We start from the raw sequence: 17,447 nt of genomic DNA, 5'->3' as shown, positions 1-17,447 counted from the left end.
ATAGCCATTGTTGCTTATTTATTTACCTTTAACAATATTCGGATACCAGTATGAACACAACCAATACAGATATTCCTTCGGTATTACAGCGCATCGTCGCCACCAAAGTAGAAGAAGTAAAAGCCGCTCGCGATGTGCTATCTCTTGAAGCGTTAAAAGCGCAAGTAGCGACTGATAAAAAATCACGTCGAGGTTTTGCCGCTGCTCTAAGAGCTGTGGGAGCTGTAGGAGTTACCGCTGCTAAAGACAATGGTATCGGTATCATCGCTGAGATTAAAAAAGCCTCTCCCTCTAAAGGCGTTATCAATCATAACTTCGCGCCTGCGTTGTTTGCCAAACAATACGAGCAAGCTGGCGCGAGCTGTTTGTCTGTATTGACGGATCGCGATTATTTCCAAGGCGATGACAGCTACCTGATTCAAGCTGCCAATGCCGCAAGCCTACCGATACTGCGCAAAGACTTTATGATTGATGAGTATCAAATTTACCAATCCTATCTAATGGGTGCCGACTGTATATTATTAATCATGGCTTGTCTGGATGATACTCAAGTACAAAAACTACATGCGCTCAGTATCGAGCTGGGCATGGATGTATTGATTGAGGTCCATACCAAAGCTGAGCTTGAACGCGCATTAAAACTGCCACGCTCCGAGCATAATATCTATGGTATCAATAACCGTGATTTGAATACTTTTGATGTCGATCTACAAACCACGCTTGATCTAAAAAATATTTTAATCGAAGCATTGGCGGATGACGCTAATAGCGCAGCCACAGCACAGAAACCGCTTATCGTCACCGAAAGCGGTATCCATAGCAGCGATGATATTCGTTTGATGCTCAATAACGATATTCAGCACTTTTTGATCGGTGAGCAATTTATGAAAACGGATCACCCCGGACAAGCGTTACAATCCTTACTTGCGGGCGTCGCAGCAGACGGGTAAAGTGGCTTCAGTCTTCTGAACAGTTTAAATCAATCAATCATTCCTTCATTAACCAACGATACGTTAACTTTTATGTCAAACTCTCTATTTTCAAAAGAAATGCAAGACCAGCTCAAAGAGCTCAAAGGACAACTGAGCAAAGGTCGCGATACCAATTCGCCTGATGGTGACAATGGCAAGCCCACAGAACCTGTCTCGCTACTTACCCAAAAGCAGGTCAAAAAAACGGTCAAACAATTAGACAGTGAGCATATCGATGATGATAAAGTTCTCTTTATGCAAGCGATGCATGGTGTAGATCAGCTAGAGGACAAAAATGTCCGCTCCCCTGCCAATGCCGCAAAAGTGCGCAAACCTGACGCCGCGACTCTGTCAAAACGTGCCGCTGCGCAAGGCAGTGAAGCGAGTGATCTGGGTGCAGGCTTATCAGATATGCAAGCGCTACTCAATCCTGTCGCTGGCGAAGCGTATTTGTCTTATAAGCAGCCAACGCTGCAAAATAAGGTTTTTACCCAGCTAAAACAGGGCAAGCTGCGTTGGTATGACGCAGTAGACATCCATGGCTGTACCATTGACGAAGCGCGCGCGGCTATGACTCAACTATTGAGCCAAGCGAAACAGAACAACGAAACCATGGTAAAAATCGTTCATGGTAAAGGTTCTGAGGCTATTTTAAAAACCTGCGTCAACGGTTGGCTACGTCAATTGCCAGAAGTATTGGCATTTTGCTCTGCGCCGCCGAAAGATGGTGGCAATGGCGCTGTATTGGTACTGCTTAAAAAGCCTAAAACTGATAGCGAATAAGCTGCTCGGTTAAAGAAAAAAAAGGACTGCATCTATGCAGTCCTTTTTGTTATGCTCATCATCGAAGCAACTGTTTGCATCTATAGTCCAAACATCCTAAAAACGCGATGCTGTTGCTGATATCAATTTTTTGTCGCCTCTATCAGCAGTGCGTCATCTATCGATATTACTTTTCACTCACTATAGCTTTAGCGGTATCTAAATCAATGAGGATAAGATATTTATGAGTCTACAAACTATTGAAAATGCTAAAGCATTAGAAGAGCATATCATCGCCTTGATTGCCATCGAACCGAGATTTGCACCTGTTTATGAGCAAGTTGGCGTGCCCAGTCTCAGGCACAATGCCGGTGGCTTTGAACAATTAATGAGAGCGATGGTTGGGCAACAGCTATCGGTAGCCGCGGCGGCCAGCATTTGGCAACGGATTGTTGCGGCAGGTTTGACCACTCCTAAAGCCATTAGCGAAGCGACGGATGAAACATTGCGCGCTCAAGGACTATCTAAGCAAAAGATACGTTATGTCCGCTCACTAGTAGACCATAACATAGACTTTGCGGCGCTAGTAAGGATGGCAAATGCAGAGGTTATAAACACACTGACAGCAGTCACTGGTATTGGGCGCTGGACGGCTGAGATGTACCTACTATTTTCTTTAAAACGCGCAGATGTATTGGCAGTCGACGATTTGGCGATTAAAGTCGCAGCAATGGAGTTACTAGGTTTAGCAGAGCGTCCGACTCCAAAACAGCTAAACCACTTGACCGAAAGTTGGTCGCCACATCGTAGCGCCGCCAGTCTGCTGCTATGGTCGTACTATGGCTTGTTACGGGATAAAACTGCCGTACCATTATAACTGGATAACTGGCAGCCCCTTTATCGCTATAAACCAAAAAAATAAAGGGATGGCCAACGACCGTCGCCCTCATTTCACCCGCTACCGCCTGCTTAAAAGTCAGTTCTGCAAAGCCATTTCTACAAAGTCGATTCACCATAAATACTATGGCTGGTTCCAAATAGAGAAACCAAATTTTCTTTTGGAATGCTTAAACTTACGTTTTGCAAACGCATAAGTATGAATTTTACGGGCTTTTTTTGACTGAGCTTTTTTAGCCTTTTCTTTCTGTTTGTCAGCGACTTTGTCGTTGTTCGCACTGCTGGCATCTTTGCTGCTATTTTTACTGACGTTGATAGATTTATGCTCGCTATCACTAGCAGTACTATTATCCGCATTGTTATCAATATTAGCGTCGTCATCATCACTAAGATTATCATTGCTATTGTGATAAGCATTGTCATCATTCGGCGTATTTGCAACAGAGTCGAGCGCAGTATTATTATCACGACCATTATCCATATGATGCTCAAGCTCCGCTTGATTGACAATCAACTGTTGGGTTGGTAGCGCATGCTCGACCTTATATTTTGCCACTTGATTGAGCACATCAACGAATACCACATTTTGCTTGTCATAAAACTCCATGACGTCGTTAGCATTAATATAAGCTTGTAACTGAATCACATAACAGTCTTGACGCAGCTCTAAAATATTGACTTGATTCCATTCATTATTGGTCAAATAATGCTCATTTAAAAACTCGTCTAAGTCTTTGACCATTTTGAAGACCACGTCAATATCGGCAGTACGCTTGAGATATAACTGATGAAAGAAGCGAAACATATCACGCGAGGTAAAGTTCTCGATTTGCATGGACGAGAAGTCACCATTGGGGACAGTGACAATCGTGCGAGTCAAGGTGCGTACACGTGATGAGCGAATACCGATATCGATGACCGTACCTTCATAAGTGCCAAACTTACAGTAGTCGCCGATACGTACGGGCGAATCCGCCACGACGACCACGCTTCCCACGAGGTTCTCGATGGTTTTTTGCGCACCAAGTGCTAAAGCCAAACCACCGACACCTAAGGCTGCGATACCTGTTGTCAAATCAAAGCCTAAATTACCAAAAATGACGATCACAGCAAATATCAGTAGTAAGGCCTTAACAACTTTTCGCATCAACCCTAATATCGAAACCCGTTCAGTATGGTTTTTCTTATAGCTTAAGTTAACAGCACGCGTGAAAATCGCATCGATGACACGCAATAATAACCACGTTATAGCGAGCCACGATGCAATCTCGGTAAAGCGATTGACCGGCTCACGCAGCGTCACTGACACCCCAGAATAGACCATCACCTCAGACAATATCAGCGCCATAATCACTACCGCAAGGGGCAAGATAACCTTGTCCGGCACTGGTAATGCCACACCGCGCACGCGTGGATAAACGAGCTTTAACAAATGATACAGCAGCCATACCATGACGTAGGTCAATAAAAAACTGCTCACAGTCATGGCCAAGGCGGCGAACAGATCCACCAATTGATAGCCGAAAAGCTTTTTACCTTCTAGCGAGTCGATCGTATAACGAGATACCAAGGTAGGATCGGTGTTTTCTAGAACTTCTGGTATTGAGCTGAGCGTTTCGGTAGAAAACTGCCAGTATTGCTCACCTTGCTTTGAGACGACGCGCTCAAGCAATAACGGCACGCTTTTATCACCGATACTGATGTTACCCACATTTTCTTGGCTGGGCGGTAGTTGGTCGGCTAAATTGCCTTCGAGCGTATTATTAATCTGCAAATCAGCTGAAAAGCGTCCACCCGCGTCAAGCGCTTGCTTAAATTGACGCACAGCAGTCGTTGGATTGTCTGATTTTGACAAATTAAGATAATTGCTCGCCAGCAAATAATCATTTTCGCCAAGCGCACTAATGAATCCTTGCACCGTATGCCGCGGGGTATCTCGTCCGAACGAATCAGGTAGCGGCTCGCTGGTACTAGCAGCCTCACTAGTTCCGCCAATTCCCAATACACTGGCCTCAGCAGCAAGGGCAGCATTTGGCAGTATCAGGCTAAATAATAAAGTCAGCAATAAGCTCAGCACAATCAGTGTTCTTGATAATGATGCCGTTAAAGACAAAGGTAAGCTAGCAGGACTCATACGACGCTTAGTAGACAAAACAAACCTCTTAATTTATAGATAAAATATTTATAAATATCAACAGTGATACATAAAAAATAGCTGAAACAGCCAATAATGAATATGACCTGCTGCCATGATAGCAATTATAACTAACGGTCGTGTTTTTGATTACATATTTTTATGCCGACTGATGTGTCTAATGATAGGTCAGTACTGAGTATGAACACAGTAATCAGAGAACAAATGCCTTGTATAGTGCACGAGGATGACTTAATAATCTACTATCATGAAACTGGCTCAGCTTAGCGTGAATAAATATTGGCTAAAAGTGGTTTATAAAGCAGGCATATTTATAGATAATGAGCGTTGTTTAACTTGTCTACTGTTTTTTGTAAACTTTACCTTCTTAACCTTTGCTCATGTAACCTTGGAAATCATTATGTTGTTAACACGTTCTTCTTCGTCTACTTATTTACGCTGCTGTATTTTAAGTGCGCTTGGTGTATTTGCCGTAAATACAGCCATGGCTGTCACACCAGCTGACACTGACTTAGAAACAGTCAATGATAGTGAATTACCACAAGTTGAGCTTGATAAAATTGTGGTGACCGCCACACGTACGCCTACTAAAACGAGTAACGTCATTGCTCAAACTCGGATCATTGATAGTGAAGAGCTACAACGTTATCAAGGTCAGACAGTTACTGATGTATTAAAGAATCAGCCTGGTATTAATATTACGCAAAGTGGCGGTATGGGCACAGCCAGTAATTTTTATATGCGCGGGTTTGATAGCAAGCAAGTCTTGGTGATTATCGATGGGATACGCTATGGTTCTATCTCTTTAGGTAGCCCTTCTCTAAATTTATTATCAGCAGATCAAATTGATCGCATTGAAATTTTATACGGCGCCTCAGGTTCTAGTATTTATGGTTCTGACGCCATGGGCGGTGTCATTCAGATCTTTACCAAGGGCAACAATGTAGAACAGTCTAATATTTCGACTAGCGTGGGTTACGGCAGTAATAATCACTACCAAGTAGGCGTCACAGGTCAGCTTAAAAACGATACTTCGTCGTTAAGCTTAGGCGTCAGTCGCAATGAAACAGACGGATTTAGCGCGATTGCTAATAGTGATTCTTTTGATTATAACGCCGATGATGATGGCTTTGAGTCTACCAATGCCAGTTTGGCGTTACAGCATAAGCTCTCGGACTCTCTAAGCGCAGGACTCAGTGCTTTATATTCTGACTCTACCACTGATATTGACTCAGCAGGAAACGCGTTTCCGAATGCTTATTCAGATCAAAAAAACGGCAGTGCCAATGCTTATCTTCAATATCAAACGCCTTTGACAGTCAGTAAACTTAGTTACGGTCAAAGTATCGATAAATCTACTTCTCATGATGCCAACTCTATTAATTATCAAGAAGGCAGTCAATTTGATACTACCCAAGAGCAGGCGCGCTTAGAGACCAGTATCAACGCGCAACCTGGTACCGTTATCATCGGGGCAGAATGGTTGTCACAAAAATTAGACGCATCAGATGTTTTAGATTTTTCAGGTTATCCTAATCCTGCTGTGCAAACTCCTTATGACCCTGACGACAGAACGGTCAAAAGTGCCTTTGTTGGTTATCAGCTTGCAGACACTTATTACGACCTGCAAGCCAACTACCGTGTAGATGATAACTCCCAGTATGGTAACGAGAGCACTTACAATTTAGGAGCGGCTATACGTCCGTTGGCTGGCATGCGAATTGGTGCAAACTATGCGACTGGATTTCGCGCACCGACCTTCAATGATTTGTATTTCCCAGGCTATGAAAACCCTGACTTAAAGCCTGAAAGAACTGAAAATACTGAGGTATTCGTTGAATATGCTAATGATGCTCAGACGTCGCGCTTGACCGGTTATTACACCGATGCAGAAGACCTGATTGCAAATGGTAACAACATCAATGAAGCAAAAATCAAAGGAGTAAGTTTAACCTCGGATTGGAATATGAACGCCTTTATATTTGGCTTAGGTTATGACTACTTAGATGCGAAGAACAAAACCGCAAACAGTACTAACTATGATCAACAACTTGCCTACCGTCCTAAAAATAGCGGTTTGATTTATATCGGTTATCAACAGCCTATGTTTGATGTTCGCCTCGAAGCCAAACATACGGATGATAGAATCACGGCCGAAAACAATAAACTTGATAGTTACACGCTGCTTAATTTGAGTGGCGCTGTTTATATTAATCCTAATCTTCGCGCCAACTTGCGGGTAGATAATATCACTGATGAAGACTATACGCTTTCAAGCCAATTTGGTAACGTCTATGCCACTGAAGGTACCAGTTATTTCGGCTCACTTACCTATAACTGGTTTTAAGCTTACTTAGTCCAAAATAAAAACTATATTAATAATAAAAAAGGTCATCCATTAGATGGCCTTTTTTATGGCTGTTATTTGCGAAACATACTTCTATATATCATGGACACTTACTATTTATATCAGCCAATGGGTGACAAATTAACCGCCATCTATTACAATAATCACCCTCCGAGAGGTGTTGCACCATATGAATTGATGCTTGCGTTTGCGCTCTATAAACAAACTAAGCTGATGAATTCGTTATGTTAGGCTCGGTAAACTGTCTGATACTGGTTATTCCAGTCTTTGACAGCATAACAACGGCACCTGCGCTATTATTCTTTTTATCATACCTTAACCACTGATAGGAGCATATTATGGACGCAGTGTCTAACACCCCATCTGCCCATACGATCGACCCCTCTTTCACTGACTATAAAGTCGCCGACATTAGCCTTGCTGATTACGGTCGCCGTGAAATCACCCTAGCTGAAGCCGAAATGCCTGCCCTGATGGGTTTGCGTCGTCGCTACGAAGCCGACCAACCGCTTAAAGGCGCAAAAATCGCTGGCTGTATCCACATGACCATTCAGACGGCTGTCCTTATTGAGACGCTTGTCGCGCTAGGTGCGGAAGTACGCTGGACCTCATGTAACATCTTCTCAACTCAAGACCATGCTGCTGCGGCGATTGCTGCTGCTGGTATCTCTGTTTATGCTTGGAAAGGCGAAACCGAAGAAGAGTACGAGTGGTGCTTACGTCAACAAATCCATGTTGGCGGCGAAGCCTCAGGTCAACTTTGGGATGCTAACTTAATCTTGGACGACGGCGGTGATTTGACTGCTTTGATTCATAACGATTATGCCCAAATGCTTGATAACATCCATGGTATCTCTGAAGAAACTACTACAGGTGTCCATCGTTTGGTTGAAATGCTAAATAAGGGTACGCTAAAAGTACCGGCTATCAACGTTAACGACGCGGTTACCAAGTCTAAAAATGACAACAAATACGGCTGCCGTCATAGCTTAAATGATGCCATCAAACGTGCTACCGATATGTTCCTTGCCGGTCGCCGTGCGCTAGTCATCGGTTATGGTGATGTGGGTAAAGGCTCAACGCAAAGCTTACGTCAAGAAGGCATGATCGTACGTGTCTCAGAAGTTGATCCTATCTGTGCTATGCAGGCCTGTATGGACGGCTATGAAGTATTGTCACCTTACATCAACGGCGATAACACCGGCGGCGCAGAGAATATCAACAAGCGCTTGCTTGAAGACACTGACATGATTGTCACTACTACTGGCAACTATCATGTTTGTGATAGACACATGCTTGCGGCACTTAAGCCTGGTGCGGTCGTTTGTAACATCGGTCATTTTGACACTGAAATCGATACCCAATTTATGCGTGACAACTGGCGCTGGGTTGAGATTAAGCCACAAGTGCATCAAATCTTCCGCTCAGACGATGAAAACGATTATTTGATTTTGCTTGCTGAAGGTCGTTTAGTAAACCTAGGTAATGCCACTGGTCACCCATCACGCGTGATGGACGGCTCATTTGCCAACCAAGTATTGGCACAAATGTATTTGTTTGAAGAAAAGTTTGCTGACTTGCCAGTTGATGAGCGCACTGACAACTTATACGTCAGAGTATTGCCTAAAAAGCTAGACGAAGAAGTCGCTGCTGCCATGGTTGCTGGTTTTAACGGTACATTAACTAAGCTGACGGAAAAACAAGCAGAGTATTTGGGTGTGCCTGTCGAAGGTCCGTTCAAGCCTGACGCTTATAAATACTAAAAGGAGCTAGCCTGTGAGTAAGCCTGCTTTCTCCTTCGAGTTTTTTCCGGCCAAAACCGAGCAAGGACATGAAAAGCTCCTCAGCACTTATGATGAGTTAAATAAGCTATCACCTGCTTACTTTTCAGTGACCTACGGTGCGGGCGGTTCAACCCGTAGCCGCACTTTGGATATTGTCCAAGCTTTGTGCGCGCGCGGTGAGACGGATATTGCGCCGCATATGTCTTGTATCGGTGATGATAAAAGTCAAATCGCCGAACTGCTCGATCTTTATAAAGGCTTAGGCATCCAGCGTTTGGTCGCCCTGCGTGGTGACTTACCCTCAGGTCAGGTTGGTATGGGTGAGCTACCGTTTGCGTTAGACTTGGTGAAGTTTATCCGTGAATATTCAGGTGATCACTTTCGTATCGAGGTCGCAGCCTACCCTGAGATGCATCCACAAGCGCGTAGCTTTGAGTTTGATGTTGACAACTTAGTCAATAAATATCAGGCTGGTGCCGATGCATCAATTACCCAGTTTTTCTATAACGCGGATAGTTATTTATATCTGCGTGATACGTTAGAGAAGCGCGGTATCGATACAGTAGCGCAGCCGTTAGTCGCAGGCATTATGCCGATTACCAACTCTAGCAATCTCGTACGCTTTGCCGATAGCTGTGGTGCTGATATTCCTCGCTATGTGCGTAAGCGCTTGGCAGATTTTGGCGATGACCGCACCGCTATTCGCGAGTTCGGCTTTGATGTGGTCTATCGTTTATGTGAGCGCTTGATTGCCGAGGGCGTACCTGCCATGCATTTTTATAGCATGAATAAGGTTGAGCCAAACAAGCGTTTGGTTGAAGCGTTAGGTTTGATTGCTTAAATATTGACCGAATGTATTGCTTAATGACTGGCGTTCTTAGGAGCGCCAGTTTTTTTGTTTTGCTGATGACTCATCTTATGCTAAGGACAGCCTTATTTGAGCTGTTTTTATTCCCCAAACACCTGTAACAATACCCCTCTCTTCTCAGCTCATATTCTGCTAATATATTGGGATGGATTATTGTTCAATTAAAGGATTAAGCGACTGTGCGACGTTTTTTTTATGCCTCCAGTAACGATACGAACACCCCCTTCCCCAAACTTAGCACCTTGCCTATGGGTGCTAGTGTCGAATTAACAGACAGTATTGTCCATCATTGGTGCCGGGTACTACGCGCAAATATCGGTGACCAAGGCATTTTGTTCGATGGCTTTGGCGGCGAATATCAGGTACAGCTACAAGCAATTAGTAAAAAAAATGCCACAGCGACTTTACTGACCCAGATCGAGAATGACCGCAGCGCTTCTATATTAACTAAAATCGGGCTGGTGATGAGTCGTGGCGAACGCATGGACTATGCGATTCAAAAATCTACCGAGCTTGGCGTTACTGCGATCCAACTCCTCAGCAGTCATCATGGCGAGGTCAACCTCAAACCCGCACAAGTTGAAAAAAAGTTGGCGCATTGGCAACAAGTCGCTATCGCCGCCTGTGAGCAATGCGGCCTCAATCGCCCACCACTTATTCTTGCGCCATTATCGATTGATGACTGGCTATTAAATATAGCCGCTAGCGAAAAATTAAACGAAAAAGAAATGGTGGTCAGCCCTATAGTAGCTGAGCTGAGCCAAGATTCTTATTATCAAGTATTACAGCAACCGGCAGATTTACGTTTGCAACTGAGCGTGCCAGCAGCAGGACAACCTTTGCGGCCAGAGACGCTATCAATTGCACTAAAAAGAGATAAACCCTACGTAGAGTTGCTCATCGGCCCCGAGGGTGGTCTGAGTAATGATGAGCGCGCACAAGCACAAGCAAGGGGCTTTGCGCCTTGGCAAATTGGCCATCGCGTATTGCGCACTGAGACTGCGCCGGTCGTTGCCTTGGCGACATTGCACGCGCTTCGTTGTTAACGACAAAATGTTATTGCCAATATCATGCTGATAGCTAGGGTAAACGAAGCGTGCTGATACGACCCTTTTCATTGCCTTGCACGCTGGGGGTATAACTTGTACCGCTAAGCTTACGATATTATTTACCAAGGTTATGTCTAGCAAAGACTGGCTAACTTTTTTGGCTTGATGTTGATTTAATGAGTCCAACTATGACTACTTTTACCACGCTTCCACTCTCGGACAAGCAGCAACTGTTGACCCAGTTATGCGAGCAATCTGAAGACGCCATCTTTATCCTAGATGCAGACTTTCGTTATCTATCAGTCAATGCCATTTATGAGATTATGATTGGTTACAGCGAATCTTTTTTGCTGGGCCGACCGCTTGGTATATATGCGGCTGAATTCTTATCAAAAGAAGAGCAAGCAATTTTACATGATCTCACCAAAGCCTTAGACAGCGAAGGATTTCATGAAATCGATTTTTCGATGGCGAATCGCTATGGACAAGTCCTAAACTGTCACATTACTTATCGCAGAATCTATGTGGGGCAAACGGCTTATTATGTCGGGGTGGTTCGTGATATGTCGTCTGTTGTCGAGGACAGAAAACAAGTGGCTCATCTGCTTAATTACGATCAACTGACCGGCTTGCCCAATCGCAAGGTGTTTTTGAGTCAGACCAGTGAGCTGTTGTTAGAGAGTTATCAAGAGGTGGTGATTGTACGTCTTAATATTGATCGTTATCGCAATCTTGCCAGCCTACTCGGCCCTGACGGTATCAATACACTCATAGAGAACTTTGTACTGCGGGTCAAAACCTTAAAGCTTGACAACTTACGCTGTTTTTCTCATTTTGGTGGTGATGATTTTGCTTTATTGTTCGAATGTAATGACGCCAATACCGTACGTAATCAGCTAGATAGCTTGATGCAAATGTGTGAGCATCCGTTCTCTATCAATGATGAGCCAGCCGAAGATGCGGACATTTATTGTCATATCTCCGTTGGCGTCAGTTACTTCCCTGAAAATGATCACGAAATGGCGGGGCTATTGACCAAAGCCGAGAAGGCCTTACATTATGTGAAGCAACAAGGTGGCGACGACATCTGTTGGTACAATAAAGCAATCAGCGAAGCGACTGCCAATAGTTTACAGCTAGAGGCCGAGCTTAGAGCAGCCAGCAATGAAGTTCAGTTTATACCCTACTATCAACCCAAGTTTGCCTTAGATACCGGAGCCATCACTGGCTTTGAGGCGCTGGTACGTTGGCAGCACCCCACTCGCGGACTGCTAAAACCTGTCCACTTTATGAACGCCATCATTACTCACAAACTGTCGTTTGAGCTATTCTCACAAATGGCAGTCCAAATTGCACAACAGCTATCAATTTGGCAAAAACTTGGCTTCGATCAGCATATCTGTATCAATGCGGATGCTGCTGAATTTAGCCATCCTGATTTTTATAAAATGGTCAGCAACTTGTTTTTGCAGTACGACATCAGCGCTCAACAATTGCATATTGAAGTAACAGAATCCTCATTGATACAACGCCATGCCAATGTCAAGAAACAGCTCGATTTACTAAAAGAGTTGGGGATTTGTTTGGCGCTAGATGACTTCGGCACAGGTTATGCATCTTTAAGCTATTTACAAGAATACCCTTTTGACTTTATCAAAATCGATAAAAGTTTTATATCAAAGATTGAAACCAACCGTACTCAATACGCCATCGTCAAGGCAATTTTAGATTTGGCAGTGGCACTTGACATGCAAGTTATCGCTGAAGGTATCGAAACCGAGCAGCAGCGTGATTTACTATTAGACATGGGTTGCCAGTACGGGCAAGGCTATTGGTTCGGCAAACCAGTGACTGCTGATATCGCAACCGAACTGCTAAGGCAGCAGTACTCATCCAAATAAGACATCTTAAGATATATATTGACTTTGGTAATGATAGTAAAGGGCAAGAGAAATATCAGCAAACTAAAGTCAGTAAGGCAGTTAACATAATGATATTAACAACTTATTTAATACCATTTTTCGTCGATTTTGCCCTTTTTAGCTTATTAACCCCTTTTTTGTCCAGATTGAAGACAAATTCAAATCTTTTTGTAAAAATGACTCGCTAGTTTTTTAGTCGATTATTATCATTCATTTTTTTCGCCTAACGTTGATTGCATAACGGATGCAAGGTAGGTTCATGACTTATCAGTGCTGTCACCAAACTTGTATAATCGCCTATGAAAGCCTATCTTTTATGGTGCATTTGTTAGAGCCAATTAAACATTAAACTGACTTTAACAATCACCATTCGTTTCAATACTATTTTATACAATCGACACCTTAGATGAGCCGTATCCGTCTCTACCATTCCAGTAGACACTTCGGATACAGTCAGTTCTGTCTCATGCGCGAAACTTTAGCGCATGAGACAGGATAACCAGCTATTGTTCTCGATTGCATTCCAAAAAGGACAGGAAGTTATGCAATACAAAGCGCCCTTACGTGACATTCAATTCGTGATGCATGAGTTACTCGACAGCGAAAGTCACTACAAAACTTTGCCTGCGTTCCAAGAAGCAGATCGCGAGTTGATGGACAGCCTGTTTGAGATGGCAGCGAGCTTTGCTGAAAATGAGCTATCACCACTGAATCAAAGCGGTGATGCTGAAGGTTGTCAGTTTAACAATGGCGCTGTTACCACGCCAAAAGGTTTTAAAGAAGCATACAAAGCGTATTGTGAGCTTGGCTTCCCAGCGTTGTCTGCTGAAGAAGCATTCGGTGGTCAAAACATGCCGTTTTCATTATCGACGGTCATTAATGAGATGGTTGGTACAGCTAACTGGTCATTCTCTATGTACCCTGGCCTATCACATGGTGCCATCCAGACCATTGAACATCATGGTACTGATGCCCAAAAACAAACTTACTTAGAAAAAATGGTCACTGGCGAATGGTCAGGTACTATGTGCTTGACTGAAGCGCATGCAGGTTCTGACTTGGGTATCATTCGTACCAAAGCTGAGCCAAAAGAAGATGGTAGCTATAGCATCACTGGTCAAAAAATCTTTATCTCAGCTGGTGAGCATGACTTAACCGATAACATTATTCACATCGTTTTGGCTCGTCTACCAGGCGCTCCTGCTGGCACCAAAGGCATCTCGTTGTTTATCGTTCCTAAAGTCATGGTCAACGAAGACAGCAGCTTGGGTGAAAACAATAAAGTCGTTTGTGGTTCTATCGAGCACAAAATGGGTATCAAAGCCTCAGCGACTTGTGTCATGAACTTTGATGGCGCAACTGGTTACTTGATTGGCCCTGAGAACCGTGGTTTACAGTGCATGTTTACCTTTATGAACGTCGCTCGTATCGGTACGGCAGTTCAAGGTTTAACGGCAGCAGAGTATGCGTTCCAAGGCTCACTGACTTATGCCAAAGACCGCTTAGCGATGCGTTCACTATCAGGTGCTAAAGCGCCAGAAAAAGTGGCCGACCCTATCATCGTCCATCCAGCGGTTCGTAACATGTTGTTGACCGAAAAAGCCTTTGCAGAAGGCGGTCGTGCCCTAGTTTATTACCTCTCGCATTTTGCGGATACCGTTGCCAAAGGCGAAGGCGACAACCTGAAATTTGCTGACCAAATGCTGTCATTATTGACACCAATTGCTAAAGCATTCTTGACTGAGACTGGTCTAGAAGCGGCTAACCATGGCGTACAAGTCTATGGCGGTCATGGTTTTATCAGCGAATGGGGCATGGAACAAAACGTCCGTGATACACGTATTGCTTGTCTTTATGAAGGTACTACTGAAATACAAGCACTCGACCTCTTAGGTCGTAAAGTGTTGGGTTCACAAGGTAAATTGCTTGCCAACTTCGTACAAATCATCCAAACGTTCTGTGAAGAAAACAGTGACAATGACGAGATGGGTCAGTTTATCCGTCCACTTGCCAAGCATCTAAAAGAATGGGGCGATTTGACGTCACGTATCGGTATGCAAGCGACTGAAAACGCAGATGCAGTCGGCGGCGCGGCAGTTGATTACTTATACTTCAGTGGTTACGTCACTCTAGCCTACTTATGGGCTCGTATGGCATTGGTCGCGCAAACTGAAATCGCTAACGGTAGCAGCGAGCAAGCATTCTATGATGCCAAGATTAAAACCGCACAATTCTACTTTGCAAAACTATTACCACGTACCACTACTCACGTACAGCGTATCGCTACTGGCGTTGAACCGTACATGACGATGGATGTTGATCAATTTGCTTTTTAATAAGCCCTAAGTAGATCCAATATTTGCTTAATGAACATCACTATTGTAATTAAAATCGGCAACATACCAAGGTGTGTTGCCGATTTGCTTATTGCGATATAGTTGCGCTTATAAAAACGATTATTTGCCAAAAAAACATTTTTGGTGTACGCGCAATTCACGAAGAAATACACAAGCTAAGCCTCTAATTTGCTAAACTTTAGCTATTGACCATTAAGGTTAACTCAAAAAGAACAACCGATAACCTTAACGTATTTAATTTTTATTCAATTGAACCAAAGGAATGTTTATGGCTGTTTATAATGCCCCTCTTAATGACATGCGCTTCATCTTAAATGATGTTTTTAAAGCGAATGAATTTTGGCAAAACAACGACAATCTGGCTCATGTTGACATGGACACTGTCGATATGATTTTAGAAGAAATGGCAAAACTGACCAAAAACGTTCTGCTACCTATTAACCGTAGTGGCGATGAAGAAGGTGCTACTTTTCAGGGTGATGGCGTTGTCACTACGCCAACAGGTTTCAAAGACGCTTATAAACAATATGCCGAATCTGGCTGGGTTGGTTTAAGCGGTAACGCTGAATACGGTGGTCAAGGCTTCCCAAAAATGGTCACTATGCTGACCGAAGAGATGGTTTTCACTGCCAACCAATCGTTTGCCCTCTACCCTAACTTGACTGTTGGCGCCACATTGTGTCTTAATGCTGCCGGTTCAGAAGAACAGAAACAAACCTATCTAGAAAAAATGTATAACGGCGAATGGGCTGGTACCATGTGCCTAACAGAGCCACATGCTGGTACTGACTTAGGTATTATCAAGACCAAAGCGGTGCCAAATGATGATGGTAGCTATCAGATTTCTGGTACTAAGATTTTCATCACAGGTGGTGAACACGACCTAACTGATAATATTATTCACTTAGTATTGGCAAAAACGCCTAACGCCCCAGAAGGCTCAAAAGGCATTTCTTTATTCGTCGTACCAAAATTCTTGGTCAACGAAGATGGCAGCTTGGGCGAGCGTAATACCTTGGCTGTTGGTTCTATCGAACATAAGATGGGTATCAAAGCGTCGGCCACTTGCGTCATGAACTTTGACAATGCAAAAGGCTGGATGGTTGGTGCTGAAAACACGGGTCTGTCTTCTATGTTCATCATGATGAACTATGAGCGTGTCACCATGGGTCTGCAAGGACTTGGTGGTTCTGAGCTTGCTTACCAAAACGCGGCACTGTATGCCAATGACCGTGGTCAAGGCCGTAGCGACACCCAACTACAAAGCCCAGAAAAACCAGCTGACGCGATTATTCATCACGCCGATGTCCGCCGCATGCTGTTAAATGCTAAGACCAATACTGAAGCATCACGCTGTTTTGCAATGTATGTCGCCAAAAACCTTGATGAAGAAAAATTTAGTACCGATCCAGAAGCAGCTGCTGCTGCTGCCGCTCGCGTTGCCCTACTGACGCCAGTTGCCAAGGCATTTTTGACCGACAAAGCCTTAGAAGCCACGGTTGATTGTCAGCAAGTCTTCGGCGGTCATGGCTATATTCGCGAATGGGGTATGGAGCAGATCGTTCGTGATACGCGTATTGCCCAGATTTATGAAGGCACCAACGGTATTCAAGCACTTGACCTACTAGGTCGTAAAGTGGCGAAAAATAATGGCAAATACGTCACCCACTTCTTAGGTGAGATTCGTGATTTCGTCAATAATATGCAAGCGGATCATGCGATCAAACAAGCAACCCTAGAGGCTGCGGATACGATAGAAACTCTTACCCAAACGGTACTGGCTAATATTAGCGAGCGTAAAAACGAAATCAATGGCTGTGCTGTTGACTATATGCATGCCTTTGGCTATCTGTGCTACTCGTACATGTTTGCATTGATGGTGGAAGCCGCTAACGGTCAAGAGGGCGAGTTCTACACCAACAAGGCCAAACTGGCTGATTACTTTGTCGGTCGTGTCTTGCCACGTATCGATGCGCATGCGCAAATGGTAAAAGCAGGTAGCGATCCGATGATGAACTTTGATCTTGACTACTTTGATGTACCTGCTAGCTAAATAGCAGTCATCACCATTCTATAAGATTTTAAATAAGGGGACAGTTACGCTACTGTCCCTTTTTTTGCCAAAAATATTTTCAGCATAACTGCTAACAAAATAACTCACTATCAATGCATGGTTCCGATTAGAATAACGCAAGACAAACTATAGTCAAAGCATTTTTAAACCGCTACGATGTTACCCGCCCTAGATGTACTCAGTGTACTATCTGCGGTCGGTCGCCTTGCAGCGATTCTAAAATTCCTTGACTATAGCGTT

The 17,447-nt window shown here is 43.9% G+C and carries 11 protein-coding genes; 10 read left to right on the top strand and 1 reads right to left on the bottom strand.

The features are described 5' to 3' along the window. Window positions 1–50 precede the first annotated feature (50 nt). The 3 genes from trpC to ACSUPM_RS06520 all read left to right on the top strand — a co-directional run bounded on the left by trpC (window position 51) and on the right by ACSUPM_RS06520 (window position 2,610). The gene (trpC, locus tag ACSUPM_RS06530; RefSeq protein WP_101212618.1) at window positions 51–950 is read left to right on the top strand and encodes an indole-3-glycerol phosphate synthase TrpC; all 900 of its coding nucleotides are present in this window, start codon (window positions 51–53) and stop codon (window positions 948–950) included. Window positions 951–1,022: 72 nt separating this feature from the next. Then, window positions 1,023–1,754, top strand: coding sequence for a Smr/MutS family protein (locus ACSUPM_RS06525; protein ID WP_201566440.1), 732 nt, complete (start codon window positions 1,023–1,025; stop codon window positions 1,752–1,754). 223 nt (window positions 1,755–1,977) lie between these two features. Continuing rightward, window positions 1,978–2,610: a DNA-3-methyladenine glycosylase family protein gene (locus ACSUPM_RS06520; protein WP_173239976.1), complete on the top strand. Its 633-nt coding sequence runs from the start codon at window positions 1,978–1,980 to the stop codon at window positions 2,608–2,610. A 144-nt stretch (window positions 2,611–2,754) separates the two neighbouring features. Here ACSUPM_RS06520 and ACSUPM_RS06515 read toward each other — a convergent pair whose 3' ends face one another. Next, entirely contained in the window at window positions 2,755–4,764 is a 2,010-nt protein-coding gene (locus ACSUPM_RS06515; protein ID WP_413786529.1) for a mechanosensitive ion channel family protein, read from the bottom strand. A 421-nt stretch (window positions 4,765–5,185) separates the two neighbouring features. On the opposite strand from ACSUPM_RS06515, the gene ACSUPM_RS06510 reads away from it, so the two are divergent. The 7 genes from ACSUPM_RS06510 (at window position 5,186) to ACSUPM_RS06480 (ending at window position 17,186) form a co-directional block, all read left to right on the top strand. Continuing rightward, a complete protein-coding gene (locus ACSUPM_RS06510; RefSeq protein WP_227687633.1) occupies window positions 5,186–7,132 on the top strand; it encodes a TonB-dependent receptor in 1,947 nt (648 codons plus the stop codon). A gap of 359 nt (window positions 7,133–7,491) precedes the next feature. Continuing rightward, entirely contained in the window at window positions 7,492–8,916 is a 1,425-nt protein-coding gene (gene ahcY / locus ACSUPM_RS06505; RefSeq protein WP_201566436.1) for an adenosylhomocysteinase, read from the top strand. A 13-nt stretch (window positions 8,917–8,929) separates the two neighbouring features. Beyond that, a complete protein-coding gene (locus ACSUPM_RS06500; protein ID WP_025651193.1) occupies window positions 8,930–9,778 on the top strand; it encodes a methylenetetrahydrofolate reductase in 849 nt (282 codons plus the stop codon). 206 nt (window positions 9,779–9,984) lie between these two features. After that, window positions 9,985–10,851, top strand: a complete 867-nt coding sequence (locus ACSUPM_RS06495) for a 16S rRNA (uracil(1498)-N(3))-methyltransferase (RefSeq protein ID WP_201566435.1) — start codon at window positions 9,985–9,987, stop codon at window positions 10,849–10,851. A gap of 191 nt (window positions 10,852–11,042) precedes the next feature. Beyond that, window positions 11,043–12,755, top strand: a complete 1,713-nt coding sequence (locus tag ACSUPM_RS06490; protein ID WP_227502339.1) for a putative bifunctional diguanylate cyclase/phosphodiesterase — start codon at window positions 11,043–11,045, stop codon at window positions 12,753–12,755. A gap of 563 nt (window positions 12,756–13,318) precedes the next feature. Further along, window positions 13,319–15,112, top strand: a complete 1,794-nt coding sequence (locus ACSUPM_RS06485) for an acyl-CoA dehydrogenase C-terminal domain-containing protein (protein WP_025651196.1) — start codon at window positions 13,319–13,321, stop codon at window positions 15,110–15,112. Window positions 15,113–15,401: 289 nt separating this feature from the next. After that, window positions 15,402–17,186: an acyl-CoA dehydrogenase C-terminal domain-containing protein gene (locus ACSUPM_RS06480; protein WP_201607697.1), complete on the top strand. Its 1,785-nt coding sequence runs from the start codon at window positions 15,402–15,404 to the stop codon at window positions 17,184–17,186. The last annotated feature ends 261 nt before the right edge of the window (window positions 17,187–17,447 follow it).

The organism is Psychrobacter okhotskensis (genome assembly GCF_965638355.1).
In the GTDB taxonomy this organism is placed as follows: domain Bacteria; phylum Pseudomonadota; class Gammaproteobacteria; order Pseudomonadales; family Moraxellaceae; genus Psychrobacter; species Psychrobacter okhotskensis.
Note: the sequence above shows the minus strand (reverse complement) of the source record. Positions and strands in the feature narration are given on the sequence as shown.